At 65.6% G+C, this 15,191-nt stretch carries 15 protein-coding genes; 11 read left to right on the plus strand and 4 right to left on the minus strand.

All coding sequences use genetic code 11. From position 1 onward, the window contains the following. Nucleotide 1: 1 nt before the first annotated feature. Nucleotides 2–1,129, minus strand: coding sequence for a CaiB/BaiF CoA transferase family protein (locus tag RID11_RS17920; protein WP_350141568.1), 1,128 nt, complete (start codon nucleotides 1,127–1,129; stop codon nucleotides 2–4). A gap of 132 nt (nucleotides 1,130–1,261) precedes the next feature. Between RID11_RS17920 and RID11_RS17925 the strand changes: the two genes are divergently transcribed. The 8 genes from RID11_RS17925 to RID11_RS17960 all read left to right on the plus strand — a co-directional run bounded on the left by RID11_RS17925 (nucleotide 1,262) and on the right by RID11_RS17960 (nucleotide 9,313). Further along, nucleotides 1,262–2,446 (plus strand): acyl-CoA dehydrogenase family protein, encoded by a 1,185-nt coding sequence (locus RID11_RS17925; RefSeq protein WP_350141570.1) that lies wholly within the window; start codon nucleotides 1,262–1,264, stop codon nucleotides 2,444–2,446. 1 nt (nucleotide 2,447) lies between these two features. Further along, nucleotides 2,448–3,269, plus strand: coding sequence for an HTD2 family dehydratase (locus RID11_RS17930; protein ID WP_350141572.1), 822 nt, complete (start codon nucleotides 2,448–2,450; stop codon nucleotides 3,267–3,269). Between the two features lie 342 nt (nucleotides 3,270–3,611). Continuing rightward, nucleotides 3,612–4,586, plus strand: a complete 975-nt coding sequence (locus RID11_RS17935) for a TRAP transporter substrate-binding protein (protein WP_350141573.1) — start codon at nucleotides 3,612–3,614, stop codon at nucleotides 4,584–4,586. A 70-nt stretch (nucleotides 4,587–4,656) separates the two neighbouring features. Beyond that, complete coding sequence (locus RID11_RS17940; protein ID WP_350141575.1) at nucleotides 4,657–5,220, plus strand: TRAP transporter small permease; 564 nt, start codon at nucleotides 4,657–4,659, stop codon at nucleotides 5,218–5,220. Beyond that, a complete protein-coding gene (locus RID11_RS17945) occupies nucleotides 5,210–6,514 on the plus strand; it encodes a TRAP transporter large permease (RefSeq protein WP_350141577.1) in 1,305 nt (434 codons plus the stop codon). The genes RID11_RS17940 and RID11_RS17945 overlap by 11 nt, the downstream gene beginning before the upstream one ends. Next, a complete protein-coding gene (locus RID11_RS17950; protein ID WP_350141579.1) occupies nucleotides 6,484–7,011 on the plus strand; it encodes a winged helix DNA-binding protein in 528 nt (175 codons plus the stop codon). The genes RID11_RS17945 and RID11_RS17950 overlap by 31 nt, the downstream gene beginning before the upstream one ends. Further along, nucleotides 7,008–7,943 carry a hypothetical protein gene (locus RID11_RS17955; protein WP_350141581.1) on the plus strand — a complete coding sequence of 312 codons (936 nt, stop codon included), beginning with the start codon at nucleotides 7,008–7,010 and terminating at the stop codon, nucleotides 7,941–7,943. The genes RID11_RS17950 and RID11_RS17955 overlap by 4 nt, the downstream gene beginning before the upstream one ends. 95 nt (nucleotides 7,944–8,038) lie before the next feature. Further along, a complete protein-coding gene (locus RID11_RS17960; RefSeq protein WP_350141582.1) occupies nucleotides 8,039–9,313 on the plus strand; it encodes a DUF2793 domain-containing protein in 1,275 nt (424 codons plus the stop codon). Here RID11_RS17960 and RID11_RS17965 read toward each other — a convergent pair whose 3' ends face one another. Genes RID11_RS17965 through gmd form a run of 3 tightly spaced genes read right to left on the minus strand, consistent with a single transcriptional unit; the run spans nucleotide 9,314 to nucleotide 12,885 of the window. Further along, nucleotides 9,314–10,762 (minus strand): mannose-1-phosphate guanylyltransferase/mannose-6-phosphate isomerase, encoded by a 1,449-nt coding sequence (locus RID11_RS17965; RefSeq protein WP_350141583.1) that lies wholly within the window; start codon nucleotides 10,760–10,762, stop codon nucleotides 9,314–9,316. It abuts the gene before it with no gap. A 24-nt stretch (nucleotides 10,763–10,786) separates the two neighbouring features. Then, nucleotides 10,787–11,755 carry a GDP-L-fucose synthase gene (gene fcl / locus RID11_RS17970; protein WP_350141585.1) on the minus strand — a complete coding sequence of 323 codons (969 nt, stop codon included), beginning with the start codon at nucleotides 11,753–11,755 and terminating at the stop codon, nucleotides 10,787–10,789. A gap of 5 nt (nucleotides 11,756–11,760) precedes the next feature. Further along, nucleotides 11,761–12,885 (minus strand): GDP-mannose 4,6-dehydratase, encoded by a 1,125-nt coding sequence (gene gmd / locus RID11_RS17975; RefSeq protein WP_350141587.1) that lies wholly within the window; start codon nucleotides 12,883–12,885, stop codon nucleotides 11,761–11,763. A 260-nt stretch (nucleotides 12,886–13,145) separates the two neighbouring features. Between gmd and RID11_RS17980 the strand changes: the two genes are divergently transcribed. From RID11_RS17980 to RID11_RS17990, 3 genes are all read left to right on the plus strand, one after another. Then, nucleotides 13,146–14,078, plus strand: a complete 933-nt coding sequence (locus tag RID11_RS17980) for an AEC family transporter (protein WP_050662377.1) — start codon at nucleotides 13,146–13,148, stop codon at nucleotides 14,076–14,078. A 30-nt stretch (nucleotides 14,079–14,108) separates the two neighbouring features. Further along, nucleotides 14,109–14,942: an S-formylglutathione hydrolase gene (gene fghA, locus RID11_RS17985; protein WP_350141590.1), complete on the plus strand. Its 834-nt coding sequence runs from the start codon at nucleotides 14,109–14,111 to the stop codon at nucleotides 14,940–14,942. A 3-nt stretch (nucleotides 14,943–14,945) separates the two neighbouring features. Beyond that, on the plus strand, nucleotides 14,946–15,191 hold a 246-nt coding region (locus tag RID11_RS17990; RefSeq protein WP_350141592.1), incomplete at its 3' end, for an FAD-dependent oxidoreductase.

Here is a 15,191-nt window from a genome sequence, read left to right on the forward strand (position 1 = left end):
CTCACGCCTCTCCGAATTCGTCGCGCAGCGCACCCGTATGCGCCCCCAGACCGGGCACCGGGCCGGGCGTGGCCGGGGTGTTGTCGACCAACGCGCCCGGGGCCAGCATCCGCACCGGGCCGCTCGGCGTCTCGACGGTGACATAGCGGTTCTGCGGGTGGCTCACCACGTCCTCCATCTCGCTGACACGGCCATAGGCGATGCGCGCGGCGCGCAGGCGGTCGGCCATCTCGTCACGGGACACGGCGGCAAAGACCGGGCGCAGCACCGCATCTAGGGCGGCACGATTGGCGACGCGGTTCGAATTGCTGTCAAATCGCGGATCGCGGGCGAGCGCGGCATCGCCGAGGATCGTCTCGCAGAATATGGCCCATTCCCGCTCGTTCTGGATCGAGATCAGCACGGATTTGCCGTCGCTGCCCTCATAGACACCGTAGGGCGCGATGGTCGGATGATTGAGGCCCGCGCGCGGCGGCACCTTGCCGCCATAGGCATATTGCAGGAAAGGAACGTTCATCCAGTCGCTGAGCGCGTGAAAGAGCGACACCGCGATATGCCGCCCCGCGCCGGTCGTGGCGCGCCCGATCAGCGCCTCGAGGATGGATTGATAGGCCGTCATTCCCGCCGCGATATCGCAGACCGACACCCCGGTGCGCGCCGGGCCTGCCGCGTTGCCGGTGATCGACGACAGCCCGGTTTCGGCCTGCACCAGCAGGTCATAGGCCTTGAGATCAGAGAGTGGCCCCTCCTCGCCATAGCCCGAGATCGACACGGTAATGAGGCCAGGATAATCGGTGCGCAGCCGGTCGGGGGCAAAGCCCAGCCGGTCGATGGCCCCCGGCGCGAGGTTCTGGATGAAGATATCCGCCCGGGCCAGCATCCGCTCCATCAGCGCGCGATCTTCTTCGTCACGCAGGTCGAGACAGACCGATTCCTTGCCCCGGTTGAGCCAGACGAAATAGGCGCTCTCACCATGCACGAGGCTGTCATATCCGCGCGCGAAATCGCCCTCGGGGCGCTCCACCTTGATCACCCGCGCCCCCGCCTCGGCCAGACGGTTCGAGGCATAGGGGGCGGCGACCGCCTGTTCGAGCGAGACGACAAGAAGACCGGAAAGGTCGGTGCGCATGGGGGCCTCCTGATTGGATCGGGTTCGGCGCACCATGCCCCAGAGCAGGGGGAATGGAAAACCCCGTTGTGAATATTCCATTACCCGCCAAAACCTGCCAATCAGGGGCGGCAAGAAAACGAAGGGGCTGGAATGACGTCTTTTGATCCTACGGCGGAATATGCCGATATTCGCGACGGGGTGGCGCAGGTCTGTGCTGCGTTTCCGGGCCACTACTGGCGCGATCTGGATGCGCGGCGGGCCTATCCCAAGGCGTTTGTCGATGCGCTTATCCGCGAGGGCTATCTGGCGGCGATGATCCCCGAAGAATACGGCGGATCGGGGCTGAACTTGACGGCGGCCTCGGTGATCCTCGAGGAAATTCACCGCTCTGGCTGCAACGCCGCCGCCTGTCACGCGCAGATGTACACGATGGGCACGCTGCTGCGGCACGGGTCCGAGGCGCAAAAGGCCGCCTATCTGCCGGGCATCGCCGACGGCACGCTGCGCTTGCAGGCCTTTGGCGTGACCGAACCCACAAGCGGCACCGATACGCTCGCGCTCAAGACCACGGCGCGGCGCGACGGCGATGACTATGTCATCAACGGTCAGAAGATCTGGACCTCGCGGGTGGAGCATTCCGACCTGATGATCCTGCTGGCACGCACCACGCCGCGCGCCGAGGCCAAGTCGAAAACCGATGGCCTCTCGGTCTTCCTCGTCGATCTGCGGGACAAGGTGGGCCGAGGCGTGGAGATCCGTCCGATCCGCACGATGATCAACCACGCCACCACCGAGGTGTTCTTCGACAACCTGCGCATCCCCGCCGGCAGCCTGATCGGTGAGGAGGGCAAGGGCTTTCGCTATATCCTCTCGGGCATGAATTCCGAGCGTATCCTGATTGCCGCCGAATGCATCGGCGACGCCAAGTGGTTCCTGAAAACCGGGTCGGATTATGCCCGCGAACGGGCCGTCTTCGGCGAGGCGATCGGCGCCAATCAGGGCGTGCAGTTTCCGCTGGCGCGCGCGCAGGCGCATCTGATGGCGGCGGAGGCCATCGTCTACCGCGCGGCGGCGATGTATGACGCAGGCGACAACCCCGGCGTCGAGGCCAATGCTGCCAAGCTCTTGGCGTCCGAGGCAAGCTGGGAAGCGGGCGAGGCCTGTATGCAGACCCATGGCGGCTTTGCCTTTGCCGAGGAATACGACGTGGAGCGTAAATGGCGCGAGGCGCGGCTCTACCAGATCGCGCCGATCTCGACCAACCTGATCCTGTGCTATATCGCCGAGCAGGTGCTGGGGCTGCCCAAATCCTACGGGTCGGGACGGGGGGCGTGAGATGAGCGATTACAGCGACTGGATCGGCTGGGGCTATGCGCGGTCAGAGCCGATGTCCGAGCGGCTGATCACGCAGTATCGCGCCACGCTCGACGGGTATCTCGCCGAGGCCGAGGTGCCGGTTGGGCTGCACTGGTGTCTCGTGCCGGATGCGGTGGCCCCGGACAAGCTGGGCCGCGATTGCCACCCCAAGACCGGCCTTTTCCTGCCCGCGCTGCCGCTGCCGCGCCGGATGTGGGCGGGGGGCGATCTGACCTTTCACGCGCCCTTTGCGCCCGGTGATCTTGTAACCCGCGAGACGCTGATCGAGGATGTGGCGTTCAAGGAGGGGCGCAGTGGCAAGCTGGGCTTCGTCACGCAGCGCCATACCTACAAGGTGGCTGGCGAGGCGCGGGTGTCTGAACTGCAGGACATCGTCTATCGCGAGGACCCCAAGCCCGGGGAGGCCCGCGCCCCCGAGCGCGCCGAGGATTGGCCGGGGGCGTCGGCGTGGCACATTACCCCAGATCCGACGCTGCTCTTTCGCTTCTCGGCGCTCACCTTCAACGGGCACCGCATCCATTACGATCACCCCTATGCCACGGGGGTGGAGGGGTATGACGGCCTTGTCGTGCATGGCCCGATGCAGGCCGTGTGGATGATGAACTTTGCCACGCACCTCATGGGGCAGCTGCCCAAACGGTTCACTTATCGCGGGCTCGCGCCGCTCATCTGCAACGCGCCGGTCGCGATCGAGGCGCGCGAGAGCGACGAGGGGCTGAGCCTGCGGGTGCGCCGCGAGACCGACGGCGTTGCCACGATGGCCGCCACTGCCCATCGCTGAGGTCTGGCGGGAAGCCGTTTTAAACGGCTTCCAAAGCGGCGTCGAGGCCGCTTTCACGCGCTTTGCAAAGCGCGTGACAAGGCCATTGCAAACGGCCTTGTCCGGTCGGCACCGACGCCGCCCGCCGTGGGCGTGGTCACTGCCGCGCCCGGCCCAGGCGGGATGATACGAGAGGAGTGCGCAATCCACCCGGTCCAGAAAACCCGGAGGTTCCGCATGTTGGGCTCAGCTCGGTGCGCCACAATGACAATTTGTTGACAAAATGCAAGTGACAGGTCAGGCTTTCCTCAGAACCGGGGCAACACCCGGCACCAGATCAAAACAGAACCCAGGGAGACGACCATGAAACATTTCACCACACTGGCCCTGTCGGGGGCCTTCGCCATGAGCGTCTGTGCCGCGCAGGCGCAGACCGCATGGGACATGCCGACACCGTATGGCGATTCGGTGTTTCATACCCAGAACATCATGCAATTCGCCGATGAAGTCGCGAGCGCGACCGAGGGCGAGCTGACCATCACCGTGCACTCGGCGGGCTCGCTCTATGCCCATCCGGAAATCCGCGACTCGGTGCGCCGGGGCCTGGCGCCGATTGGCGAGATCCTGATGTCGCAGCTGGCCAACGAGGACGCGGTCTTCGGCGTCGATTCGGTGCCGTTTCTGGCGGCAAGCTACGAGGATGCCTCGAAACTCTGGGCCGCCTCGCGCAATCAGATCGCGGCCAAGCTGGCCGATCAGGGGCTGACCCTGCTCTTTGCCGTGCCGTGGCCGGGGCAGAGCCTCTACCTGACCGAGGAAATCGACTCGATCTCGGACATGCAGGGCGTCAGCTTTCGCGCCTACAACACCGCGACCGAGCGTCTGGCACAGCTGATGGGCGCAGTGCCGACCACGGTCGAGGCGGGTGATATCCCGACAGCCTTTTCCACCTCGCGGGTCGAGGCGATGATCACCTCTCCGTCGACCGGCGTGTCGTCGCAGGCCTGGGATTTCGTCAGCCACTATATCGACACGCAGGCCTGGCTGCCCAAGAACATGGTCTTCGTCAACACCCGCGCCTTCGAGGCGCTGAGCGCCGATCAGCAGCAGGCGTTGATCGAGGCCTCGGCCGAGGCGGAACTGCGCGGTTGGGAAATGTCGATGGCCGAGACCGAGGAAAAGATCGCAGCCCTCAAGGAGAACGGCATGCAGGTGTCGCAGCCCTCCGACACGCTGGCCCGCGAATTGCGCGAGATCGGCGAGACCATGACCAAGGAATGGCAGTCGCAGGCCGGGGATGCAGGGGCCGCGATCCTGTCGGCCTATAACGCGCGCTGATCCTGACTGATCCTGACTGGCGCGGGGTGAAACGCCCCGCGTCCCTCCTCTGACAGAAAGGGGGCCGCGCATGATCCGCAGGCTGCTCGACCGTCTTTACGATGCGGGCTTTGTTCTGGCCGCATTGGCGCTCGTGGCGATTGCCGTGCTGGTGCTGGTGCAGGTGACGGGCCGCGTCATTGACAAGGCGATGCTGGCCATCGGGCAGGAACCTGTCGGCATCGCCATCACCTCGCTGTCGGAATTCGGCGGATTTCTCTTCGTCGGCGCGGTTTTCATGGCACTTGCAGGCACGCTACGCGCTGCGGGCCATGTGCGGGTGACGATGCTGACGCAATCTGTGTCGCCCGGTCTGCGCCGCGCCCTTGCGGGGCTGGTGCTGCTGCTCGCGCTTGGGCTGGGGGCCTTCGCACTCTACAGCGCCGGGGTGCAGGCCTGGGATTCCTGGGCGTTCAACGCGGTGTCCTTCGGCATGGCGAAATTCCCGCTCTGGATACCGCAAGGGGTGATGGTGCTGGGGCTCGTGATCTTCTGGATCGCGCTTCTGGACGAGACGCTCGCCGTGCTGCGCGGGCAAGACCCGGCCTTTCTGCGCGCCGAGGCCGAGAAACAGGGCAAGACCGATGGGCATTGAACTTCTCTCGCTGATCCTCGTCGTCATCCTCTTCGGCTGTCTGGCGCTTGGCCTCTGGGTGGGGTTTTCCCTGATTGCCGTCGCACTCGCCGCGATGATGCTGGCCTCGACTGCACCTGCGGAACTGGTGTTCGGCACCAAGGTCTGGGGCGCGCTCAATATCTGGGATCTGACCGCGCTGCCGATGTTCATCTGGATGGGCGAGATCCTGTTCCGCTCGCGGCTCTCGTCCGACATGTTCTCGGGGCTGGCGCCGCTCACGGGTCGCCTGCCGGGGCGGCTCCTGCACGCCAACATCTTCGGCTGCGCGCTCTTCGCCGCCGTCTCGGGCTCGTCGGCGGCCACCACCGCCACGGTGGGGCGGATGTCGGTGCCCGAACTCACCCGGCGTGGCTATGACGACCGGATGATCATCGGCACGCTGGCCGGGTCCGGCACCTTCGGCTTTCTGATCCCGCCTTCGATCATCCTGATCGTCTACGGGGCTGCGACCGAGCAGAGCATCGCGCGGCTGTTCCTTGCGGGCATCGGCCCGGGGCTGCTGCTGGCGTCGCTTTTCTCGGGCTACACGATGCTCTGGGCGCTGACCCATCGCGACAAGATGCCTGCGGCAGAGCCCGCCACCTCGCTCGGGGACAAGCTGCGCGCCGTGGTCCTCCTTGGGCCGACCATCCTGCTGATCATTGCCGTCATCGGCTCGATCTATGCCGGGCTCGCCTCACCGACCGAGGCGGCGGTGGTCGGCGTGCTGGGCGCGCTGATTCTGTCGGCTTTGGGTGGCTCGCTCAATTGGGAGAGCACATGGGGCGCGCTGCGGGGGGCCACGATCACCACCTGCATGATCTCCTTCATCCTCGCCGGGGCGGCCTTTCTGACCGTTGCCATGGGCTATACCGGCATCCCCCGCGCGCTGGCGGCATGGATCGGCGAACAGGGCTATTCGGCCAACATGCTCCTGGCCGCATTGGTGGTGTTCTTCATCGTGCTGGGCATGTTCCTCGACGGGATTTCCATCGTTGTGCTGACCACCTCGGTCATCCTGCCGATGGTGCTGGCGGCGGGGATCGACCCCATTTGGTTCGGCATCTTCCTCGTGCTGGTGGTCGAGATGAGCCAGATCACACCGCCGGTGGGCTTCAACCTCTTCGTGCTGCAATCCATCACCGGACGCAGCATATTTCAAATCGCGCGCCACGCCTTTCCCTTCTTCCTTCTGCTGGTGCTCGCCACCGCCATCCTGACCCTATTCCCGGAGATTGCGCTATGGATCCCTCAGACGATGCTGGCGCGCTAGGGCCGGTCGTGTCCTCGGCGCATCTGGCAAATTCCGGCCTGCCGGAACTGTCGGAGATGGAGTTTGCCCTGACCATGGCGAACAACGCCTTTCAACGCTGGATCGTGCGCTGCATGACCGCCTCGGGCATGCCGGGGCTGACCCCGCTCGAAGTGTTGATCGTGCATCTGGTGCATCACCGCGAACGCCCCAAAAGCCTCGCCGATATCTGTCTCGTGCTCAACATAGAGGACACCCATCTGGTGAATTACGCAGTCAAGAAACTGGCTGGGCACGGCCTGATCATCACCGGGCGATCGGGCAAGGAAAAGACCGTGCAGATCACCACAGCCGGGCAGTACTATTGCACCCAATACGGTCGCGTACGCGAGCGTCTGCTGGTCCGCTCGGTGCGGCAGTTGGGGCTGGACAAGGCCGAACTGTCGCGGCTGGCGGGCCTCTTGCGCACGCTCTCGGGCAGCTATGATCAGGCGGCGCGGGGCGCGGCGGCGCTGTGACCCCTGTGCTTCACGCGCTGGCGCGGCATGGGCGGCTGGTTCTGGTGCTTGGGCTGGTGGTGGGCATTCTCGCCCCCGGCCTTGCCCGCGCGATGGAGCCGCTGATCTTTCCGTTGATCGCGTTGATGCTGTTCCTTGCGACCCTGCGGGTCGATGTGGTTGCGGCCTTTCCCGGCGCACGCGCCCTGCCACGGTTCCTGATCGCCACACTGATCCTGCAGGTGGTCTTGCCGCTCTGCGCGATTGCCGGGCTCTGGGTGCTTGACGCGATGGAGACGATCATCGGGATTGGCGCGGTGCTGGTGCTGGCCGCCGCCCCACTGACCGGCAGTCCGGGCCTGACCATCATGGCGGGCGGCGATCCGGCCCCGGCCTTGCGGCAACTGGTGCTGGGCACGGCGCTTTTGCCGCTGACGGTGCTGCCGGTCTTTTGGATCCTGCCGGTCTTTGGCGCGCCCGAGGTGGTGGCGATGGCCGCGCTGCGGCTGCTGGCGGTGATCGCAGTTGCAGGGGGCGCGGGCATGCTCCTGCGCCGCGCGGTGCCGTGGCTGCGCGCCGCCGAGGGACAGGGCGCGGTGGACGGCCTGATCACGCAGGTGATGGCGGTGGTCGTGGTAGGGCTGATGTCGGCGGTGGGGCCTGCGATCCTCGACCCGTCAACGGAACTCTGGCTGACCCTCGCCGCCGTCTTCACGCTCAATTTCGGCGCGCAGATCGGCGCGCTGCTCCTTCTGCGCAACGGCCCCGAGGCCCCTGCCGCCCCCGCTCTCGCCATCGTCGCGGGCAACCGCAACCTCGCGCTTTTCCTCGGCGCATTGCCGCCCGACACCGGCGCGGCGCTGCTCCTCTTCATCGGCTGCTACCAACTGCCGATGTATCTCACACCGCTGATCATGGCCCCGCTCATCCGCCGCCTCGCAACGCACGGCTAGGGCGCGCAACGCACGCCCGGTTCAGGGATTGGCAAGGCTTCGCTCCAAGAGTGTGCGCAGTCTTTACGATTGTCCCACCTCCGGAGGCCAACCCGATGCCCGACCATTCCCCGCGCCTTGCCCTGCCATTCATTCAACCGTCGCAGGCGCAGAAACACGTCACCCACAACGAGGCGCTCGCGACGCTCGACACGGTGGTGCAACTCGCCGTCGAGGCGGTCGAGGCCAATATCCCGCCCGCTGCACCGGAGGATGGCGAGGTCTGGGCGATCGGCCCCGCGCCCGAAGGCGCGTGGGCGGGTGAGGCGGGCAGCGTCGCGGCGCTGATCGACGGCACCTGGCGGTTTATCGCCCCGCAGGAGGGGTGGATCGCGCTCGACAAAAGCACGGGCCGTCTGTTGCGGCAGGCGGGCGGGGCATGGGGGCCACTGGCGCCGCCCGACCTCGTCAATCTCGCCGGGGTCGGCATCAATGCAGGTTTCGACGCGGTCAACCGTCTCACGGTGGCCGCACCTGCGACCCTCTTCAATCACGAGGGCGCGGGTCATCAGCTCAAAATCAACAAGGCCGCCGAGGGCGACACCGCCAGCCTGCTCTTTCAGACCGGCTTTGGCGGGCGCGCCGAGATGGGCACCGCCGGGTCAGACGATTTCGCGATCAAGGTCAGCGCCGATGGCGGCACATGGTTCACCGCGCTCAGCCTTGACGCCGCGAGCGGTCTGGCCTCGGGCACGGCAGTGCAGCAGGCGGCAGATGATGCGACGGCGGGGCGGCTGCTGCGCGTGGGGGCGTTCGGCTGGGGTCAGGATGGCGCGCAGGCGGTGCCGGTGCTGGCCGATCTCGACGCACAGGGCTCGGCCTCGGGCGTCTACGCGGTGACGGCGACCACAACGGGCGCGACCGGTCCCGGCACCTGCCTGATCCTGCGTGGCGGCGCTGGTGAACTGGCGCAGATCCTGCTGGATGCGGATGGTCAGCGCCTTGCCTTTCGCACGTATGCGGGCGGTGCATGGGGGGATTGGGCCGCGCTCTCGGGCGCGCATAACATGACCCGCGACACTGGCCCGGATGGCAGCTATGTGCGCTATCCCGACGGCACCCAGATCTGCCAGCACAGCCTCACGCTCGACGCGCCTGACATCGCCAATGGCGCGCTCTTTCGCGGGGCGTCGCCAACTAGCTGGAGCTATCCCGCCCCCTTCGCCCCCGGCACCCGCCCGACCCTTACGGCCAGTGCCACGACCCAAGATGGCGTGTGGATCAGCGCCGTCGCGGGGGATCACCTGAGCGGCAGTCTGCGCGCCCATGCGGCGACGTCAGTCACCGGCACGCCCGATATCACCGTCACCGCAATCGGGCGCTGGATGTGATCAGCCCTTGGCCCCCTGTCCGCGCGCATAGACATCCTCAAAGCGGATGATGTCATCCTCGCCCAGATAGCTGCCGGTCTGCACCTCGATCAGGACCATCGGCACCTTTCCGGGGTTCTCCATCCGGTGCACCGCACCCAGCGGGATATAGACCGACTCGTTCTCGCTGATCAGCCTCACCTTGTCGTCGATGGTCACCTTGGCCGTACCCGCGACGACGATCCAGTGCTCGGATCGGTGGTGGTGACTTTGCAGGGAGAGGGCGGCCCCGGGATGCACGTGGATGCGCTTGACCTGAAACCGTCCGCCGGTGGCGAGGCTCTCGAACCAGCCCCAGGGGCGGTAGTCGCGGGGCAGGGTTTCAGCCTGTTTCGCGCCCTGTTTCTTCAGCGCCTCCACCGCCTTTTTCACGTCCTGCGCGCGGTCCTTATGCGCCACCAGAACCGCGTCGGGCATGGCCACGGCGATGATATCCTCCAGCCCGATACCGACCAGCGCCTGTTGCGCGTCCTCGGCCCGCAATAGTGTATCCGCGCAGTCGATGGCGGTGGCGGGGCCCGAGGTAACGATACCTGCCGCATCCGGCCCGCTTTCGCGCCAGACCGCATCCCAGCCGCCCAGATCCGACCATGCGCCACCGTATGGTACGACGGTCAGGTTCTCGGCCTTCTCCATCACCGCGTAGTCGATCGACTCGCTCTCGCACGCGGCCCAGGCCCCGGGATCGAGACGCAGGAAATGCAGGTCGCGCTCTGCCGCTGCATGCGCGCGCCTCACGGCGGCCAGCATCGCGGGCTGATGGGTCTCGAACGCGGCCAGAATGGCCTCGGTGGAAAACAGGAAAATGCCCGCGTTCCACAGATGCATGCCGTCCGCCAGCAAGGCCTCTGCCGTGGCCGCATCCGGTTTCTCGACAAAACCCTTCAGGGGCTGCGGCACCGGCGCGAAATCGGCCTTCGGGGCCGCGCTCAGGCGCAGCCAGCCATAGCCGGTCTCGGCCCGGTCAGGCCGGATGCCGAAGGTGACAAGCTGCCCCGCCCGCGCCGCAGGCACCGCCGCCTGCACCGCGTCGCGAAACGCCTGCGCATCGGGGATCACGTGATCCGACGGCGCCACCAGCATCAGCGCGCCGGGCGCGCGTGCCTCTAGATCAAGCGCCCCCGCAAGGATCGCGGGCGCGGTGTTGCGCCCCTCGGGCTCGATCAGCGTGGCAGCGGCGGCGATCTCCACCCCGGCCAGTTGCTCGGTCACGACAAAGCGGTAATCCGATCCGGTGATGATCGCGGGGGCGGCATACCCGTCCCCGGACAGGCGGCGCGCCGAGGCCTGAAACAGGCTCTCTTCGCCGGTCAGCTTTGTGAACTGCTTGGGATAGCTCTTGCGCGACAGTGGCCAGAGCCGGGTGCCGGAGCCGCCGCAGAGCAGGAGCGGGTGAATATCCTCAGTCATGGTCAACCTCCCCTCGGCTACTTGTCAGCCGCGAAACTCGTCTTGATGATCCAGGAACCAGCGATAGGTGCCCGCGATCCCATCCTCCAACGCGATGGAGGCGCGCCAGCCCATACAATCCAGACGGCTTACATCCATCAGCTTGCGCAGGGTGCCGTCAGGCTTGCTCGGGTCGGTGGTGATCCGCCCTTCATAGTCCGTCACCTTCGCCACCATCTGCGCCAGCTCCAGGATGCTCACATCCTGCCCGGTGCCGACATTGATATGGCTCAGCATCGGCTGCGTGTTGGCGTCATAGGCGGCTTTGTCGAGGTCCAGCACGAAGAGCGATGCCTCGGCCATGTCATCGACATGCAGGAACTCGCGCATCGGCTTGCCCGTGCCCCAGATCACCACCTCCTCGCGCCCGTCCTGTGCCGCCTCGTGAAAGCGCCGGATCAGGGCGGGCAGGACATGGCTGTTCTCGGGGTGAAAATTGTCGCCGGGGCCGTAAAGGTTCGTGGGCATGACCGAGCGGTAATCGGTGCCATGCTGCCGGTTGTAACTCTCGCAGAGCTTGATGCCCGCGATCTTGGCGATCGCATAGGGCTCGTTGGTGGGCTCCAGCGGGCCGGTCAGCAGCGCGTCCTCGCGCATCGGCTGCGCGGCCTCGCGCGGGTAGATGCAGCTTGATCCCAGTTGCAACAGCCGCCGCACCCCGGCCTGATACGCCTGATGGATCACGTTGCATTCGATCATCAGGTTCTCATAGATGAAATCGGCCGGATAGGTGTTGTTGGCGAGAATGCCGCCGACGCGGGCAGCGGCCAGGATCACCACATCAGGGCGCTGATCGGCCATGAAGGCGCGCACGGCGGCCTGATCCGTCAGGTCGAGCTCCGCATGGGTCGCGGTGATCAACTCGATCGCCTCGCCCGCGTCCTGCCGCGCCTGCAGCCGCCGCAGGATCGCGCCGCCCACCATGCCCCTGTGCCCGGCGATGTAGATCCGCATTGCGCTCACCCGTTCTCGAAACTCACCGGCATGTCCATGCCATGCTCGCGCAGCAGCGCATGCCGCCGCGCGGTGCGCAGGTCATCGGCGACCATCTCGGCGCACATCTCCTGCGCGGTGATCTCGGGCACCCAGCCCAGGTCCTTCTTGGCCTTGGCCGGATCACCCAGCAATGTCTCCACCTCGGCGGGGCGGAAATAGCGCGGGTCGATCCGCAACAGCACATCGCCCGGCTTCACTGCCGGGGCCTTGTCGCCGGTCACCGCTGCCACGGTCCCGACCTCTGCAACCCCCTCGCCGGAAAACTCCAGGGTGATGCCCAGTTCCGCCGCCGACCAGATGATGAACTCGCGCACCGAATATTGCTTGCCCGTGGCGATCACGAAATCTTCGGGCGCGTCCTGTTGCAGCATCATCCACTGCATGCGCACGTAATCCTTGGCATGGCCCCAATCGCGCAGCGCGTCGATATTGCCCATGTAGAGACACTCCTCCTGCCCCTGCGCGATATTGGCCAGCCCCCGCGTGATCTTGCGGGTCACGAAGGTCTCGCCGCGGCGCGGGCTCTCGTGGTTGAAGAGAATGCCGTTACAGGCATACATGCCGTAAGCCTCGCGATAGTTGACCGTGATCCAGTAGGCATAGAGCTTGGCCACGGCATAGGGCGAGCGGGGGTGGAACGGCGTCGTCTCGCTCTGCGGGGTTTCCTGCACCAGCCCGTAGAGTTCCGATGTCGAGGCCTGATAGAACCGGGTGCTTTTCTCCAGTCCCAGAAAGCGGATCGCCTCCAGCAGGCGCAACGTGCCCATGCCATCCACATCGGCGGTATATTCCGGGGCCTCGAAACTGACGGCGACATGGCTCTGCGCGCCGAGGTTATAGACCTCGTCGGGCCGCACCTCGCTCAGGATGCGGGTCAGGTTCGAACTGTCGGTCAGATCGCCGTAATGCAGCTTGAAATTCTGGTTGGTGACATGCGGATCCTGATAGAGATGATCGACGCGCTGCGTGTTGAACAGCGACGCACGGCGCTTGATCCCGTGCACCTCATAGCCTTTGTCCAGAAGGAATTCCGCCAGATATGACCCGTCCTGCCCGGTGATGCCTGTGATGAGAGCCCGTTTCTTCATGTTTTTGTCTTTTCTCAATTTTACTTTTCACGGCCCGGCGGCTGGCGGGCGGGCGATACATGCCGACCCCGCCCGAACTGCCGGGGCTTGCGGTTCAATAGCATAATCCCGCCGCGTGTTAATCGCTCCTTTTGGCGTCAGGCGCGAGGTGCCGCGTTTTGTTGCAGCAATGTGCCGCAAATCCGGCGTGATGCGTGGCCCCGCCTCTGGGCATGCACCGCCGATTGACGTGGCCCGCGAACCTGCTACGACACATCCCCATGCTGAGCATTTTTCTCCAGACCCTGCCATTCTTCCTGATCATCGGTCTGGGCTACGGGGCTGGTCGCAGCGGGTTCTTCCCCGAAGAGGCCACCGCATGGCTCACGAAATTCGTCTTCTACTTCGCGCTCTCGGCGATGCTGTTCCGGTTCTCCGCCAATCTGACGCTGTCGGACGTGCTCGACTGGAATTTCGTGCTGGCCTATCTCGCCGCCACCACATTGGTCTATGTGCTGGCCACCATCGTCGCGATGGTCCGGCGCGTCGGGCTGGAGGAAACCGCGATCGAGGCGCAATGCGCGGTGATCGGCAATGTCGGCTTTCTCGGCGTGCCGATGCTGGCGATGCTGATGGGCGAGGCGGCGATCGGCTGGGTGATGGTCATGCTGGCGGTCGATCTGATCGTCTTCGGCTCGCTGGTGGTGATCCTGATCACCGGCTCGCGCGATGGCCGGATGAGCCTGCGGATCTTTCGCACCGTGGGGCTGGGTCTGCTGAAAAACCCGATGATCGTCTCGATCCTGCTGGGGCTCGCGTGGTCGGCGCTGCGCCTGCCGATCCCCGATCCGATCAACGCCTTCGTGCGCATCCTGGGCGATGCCGCCACCCCCGGCGCGCTTTTTGCCATCGGCGCATCGCTTGCCTCGAAATCGGCGGAGCGTGCCAGCGTGGCGGGGTGGCTCTCGTTCTGCAAGCTGGTGCTGCATCCCGGCGCGGTGGCGATCTCGGCGCTGCTCCTCTTCGAGGTGCAGCCCTATGCAGCGGCGGTGATGATCGCGGCGGCAAGCCTGCCTGTCGCGGGCAATGTCTTCATGATCGCGCAACATTACGGCGTGGCCCCCAAACGGGTGTCATCTGCCATCCTTATATCGACGGTCGCGGCCATCGTCACAGTGTCGCTTGTGATCGGCTGGGTCGCCCGGCTTTACTGAACAGTTACCAAGATGAAAGAGGAGAAAGACATGGAAACGGTTTCGCAGAACGCATGTTTCGGCGGCACGCAGGGGGTCTATACGCATAAATCCGACGCCTGCGGCTGCGACATGACCTTTGGCCTCTTCCTGCCTGCCGAGGCGCAGGACGGCCCGGTCCCGGTGCTATGGTATCTCTCGGGCCTGACCTGCACCCATGAGAACGCCATGGTCAAGGCCGGCGCGCAGGGCTGGGCAGCGGAACAGGGCATCGCATTGGTCTTCCCCGACACCTCGCCGCGCGGCGACGATGTGGCCAATGACGAGGCCTATGACCTTGGGCAAGGGGCGGGGTTTTATGTCAACGCCACCCAAGATCCCTGGGCGCCGCATTTCCGCATGTGGGATTACCTGGCTGATGAACTGCCCGCGCTTCTGGGCCGCGAATTCGCCCTCGACATGGACCGGCAGGCGATCACCGGGCATTCCATGGGCGGGCACGGCGCGCTGACGCTGGCGATGTCGCTGCCGGGCCGGTTCCGCTCGGTCTCGGCCTTTTCGCCGATCTGCAACCCGACGGGCGGCGATTGGGGCCGCAAGCAGTTCGCCGCCTATCTCGGGGCGGACGAGGCCGCATGGGCCGCCCACGATGCCAGCCTTCTGATGGCAGAGCGCGGCTTTGACGGGCCGGTTCTGGTGGATACCGGCACCTCCGATCAGTTCCTTGAGCTCTTGCGCCCCGAAACGCTGGCCGCAGCCATGACCGCACAGCGGCAGGAGGGCACGTTCCGCATGCAAAAGGGCTATGATCACAGCTATTTCTTCATCTCCACCTTCATGGAAGATCACGTCACCTTCCATGCCGAGGCGCTCTATGCGGAGTAAGTCATGAGCCATTACGACCTGATCATCATCGGCTCCGGTCCCGCCGGGCGCGCGGCGGCCATTCAGGCCGGCAAGCTCAAGCGGCGGGTGCTGGTGATCGACAAGAAGGACAAGCTGGGCGGCGTGTCGGTGCATACCGGCACGATCCCCTCCAAGACCCTGCGCGAGACGGTGCTCAACCTCTCGGGCTGGCGCGAGCGCAGCTTCTACGGCCGCTCCTACCGGGTGAAGGAGGACATCGAGGCGCAG

Origin of the sequence: Roseovarius sp. (genome assembly GCF_040219995.1) — a bacterium.
Taxonomy (GTDB): Bacteria; Pseudomonadota; Alphaproteobacteria; order Rhodobacterales; family Rhodobacteraceae; genus Roseovarius.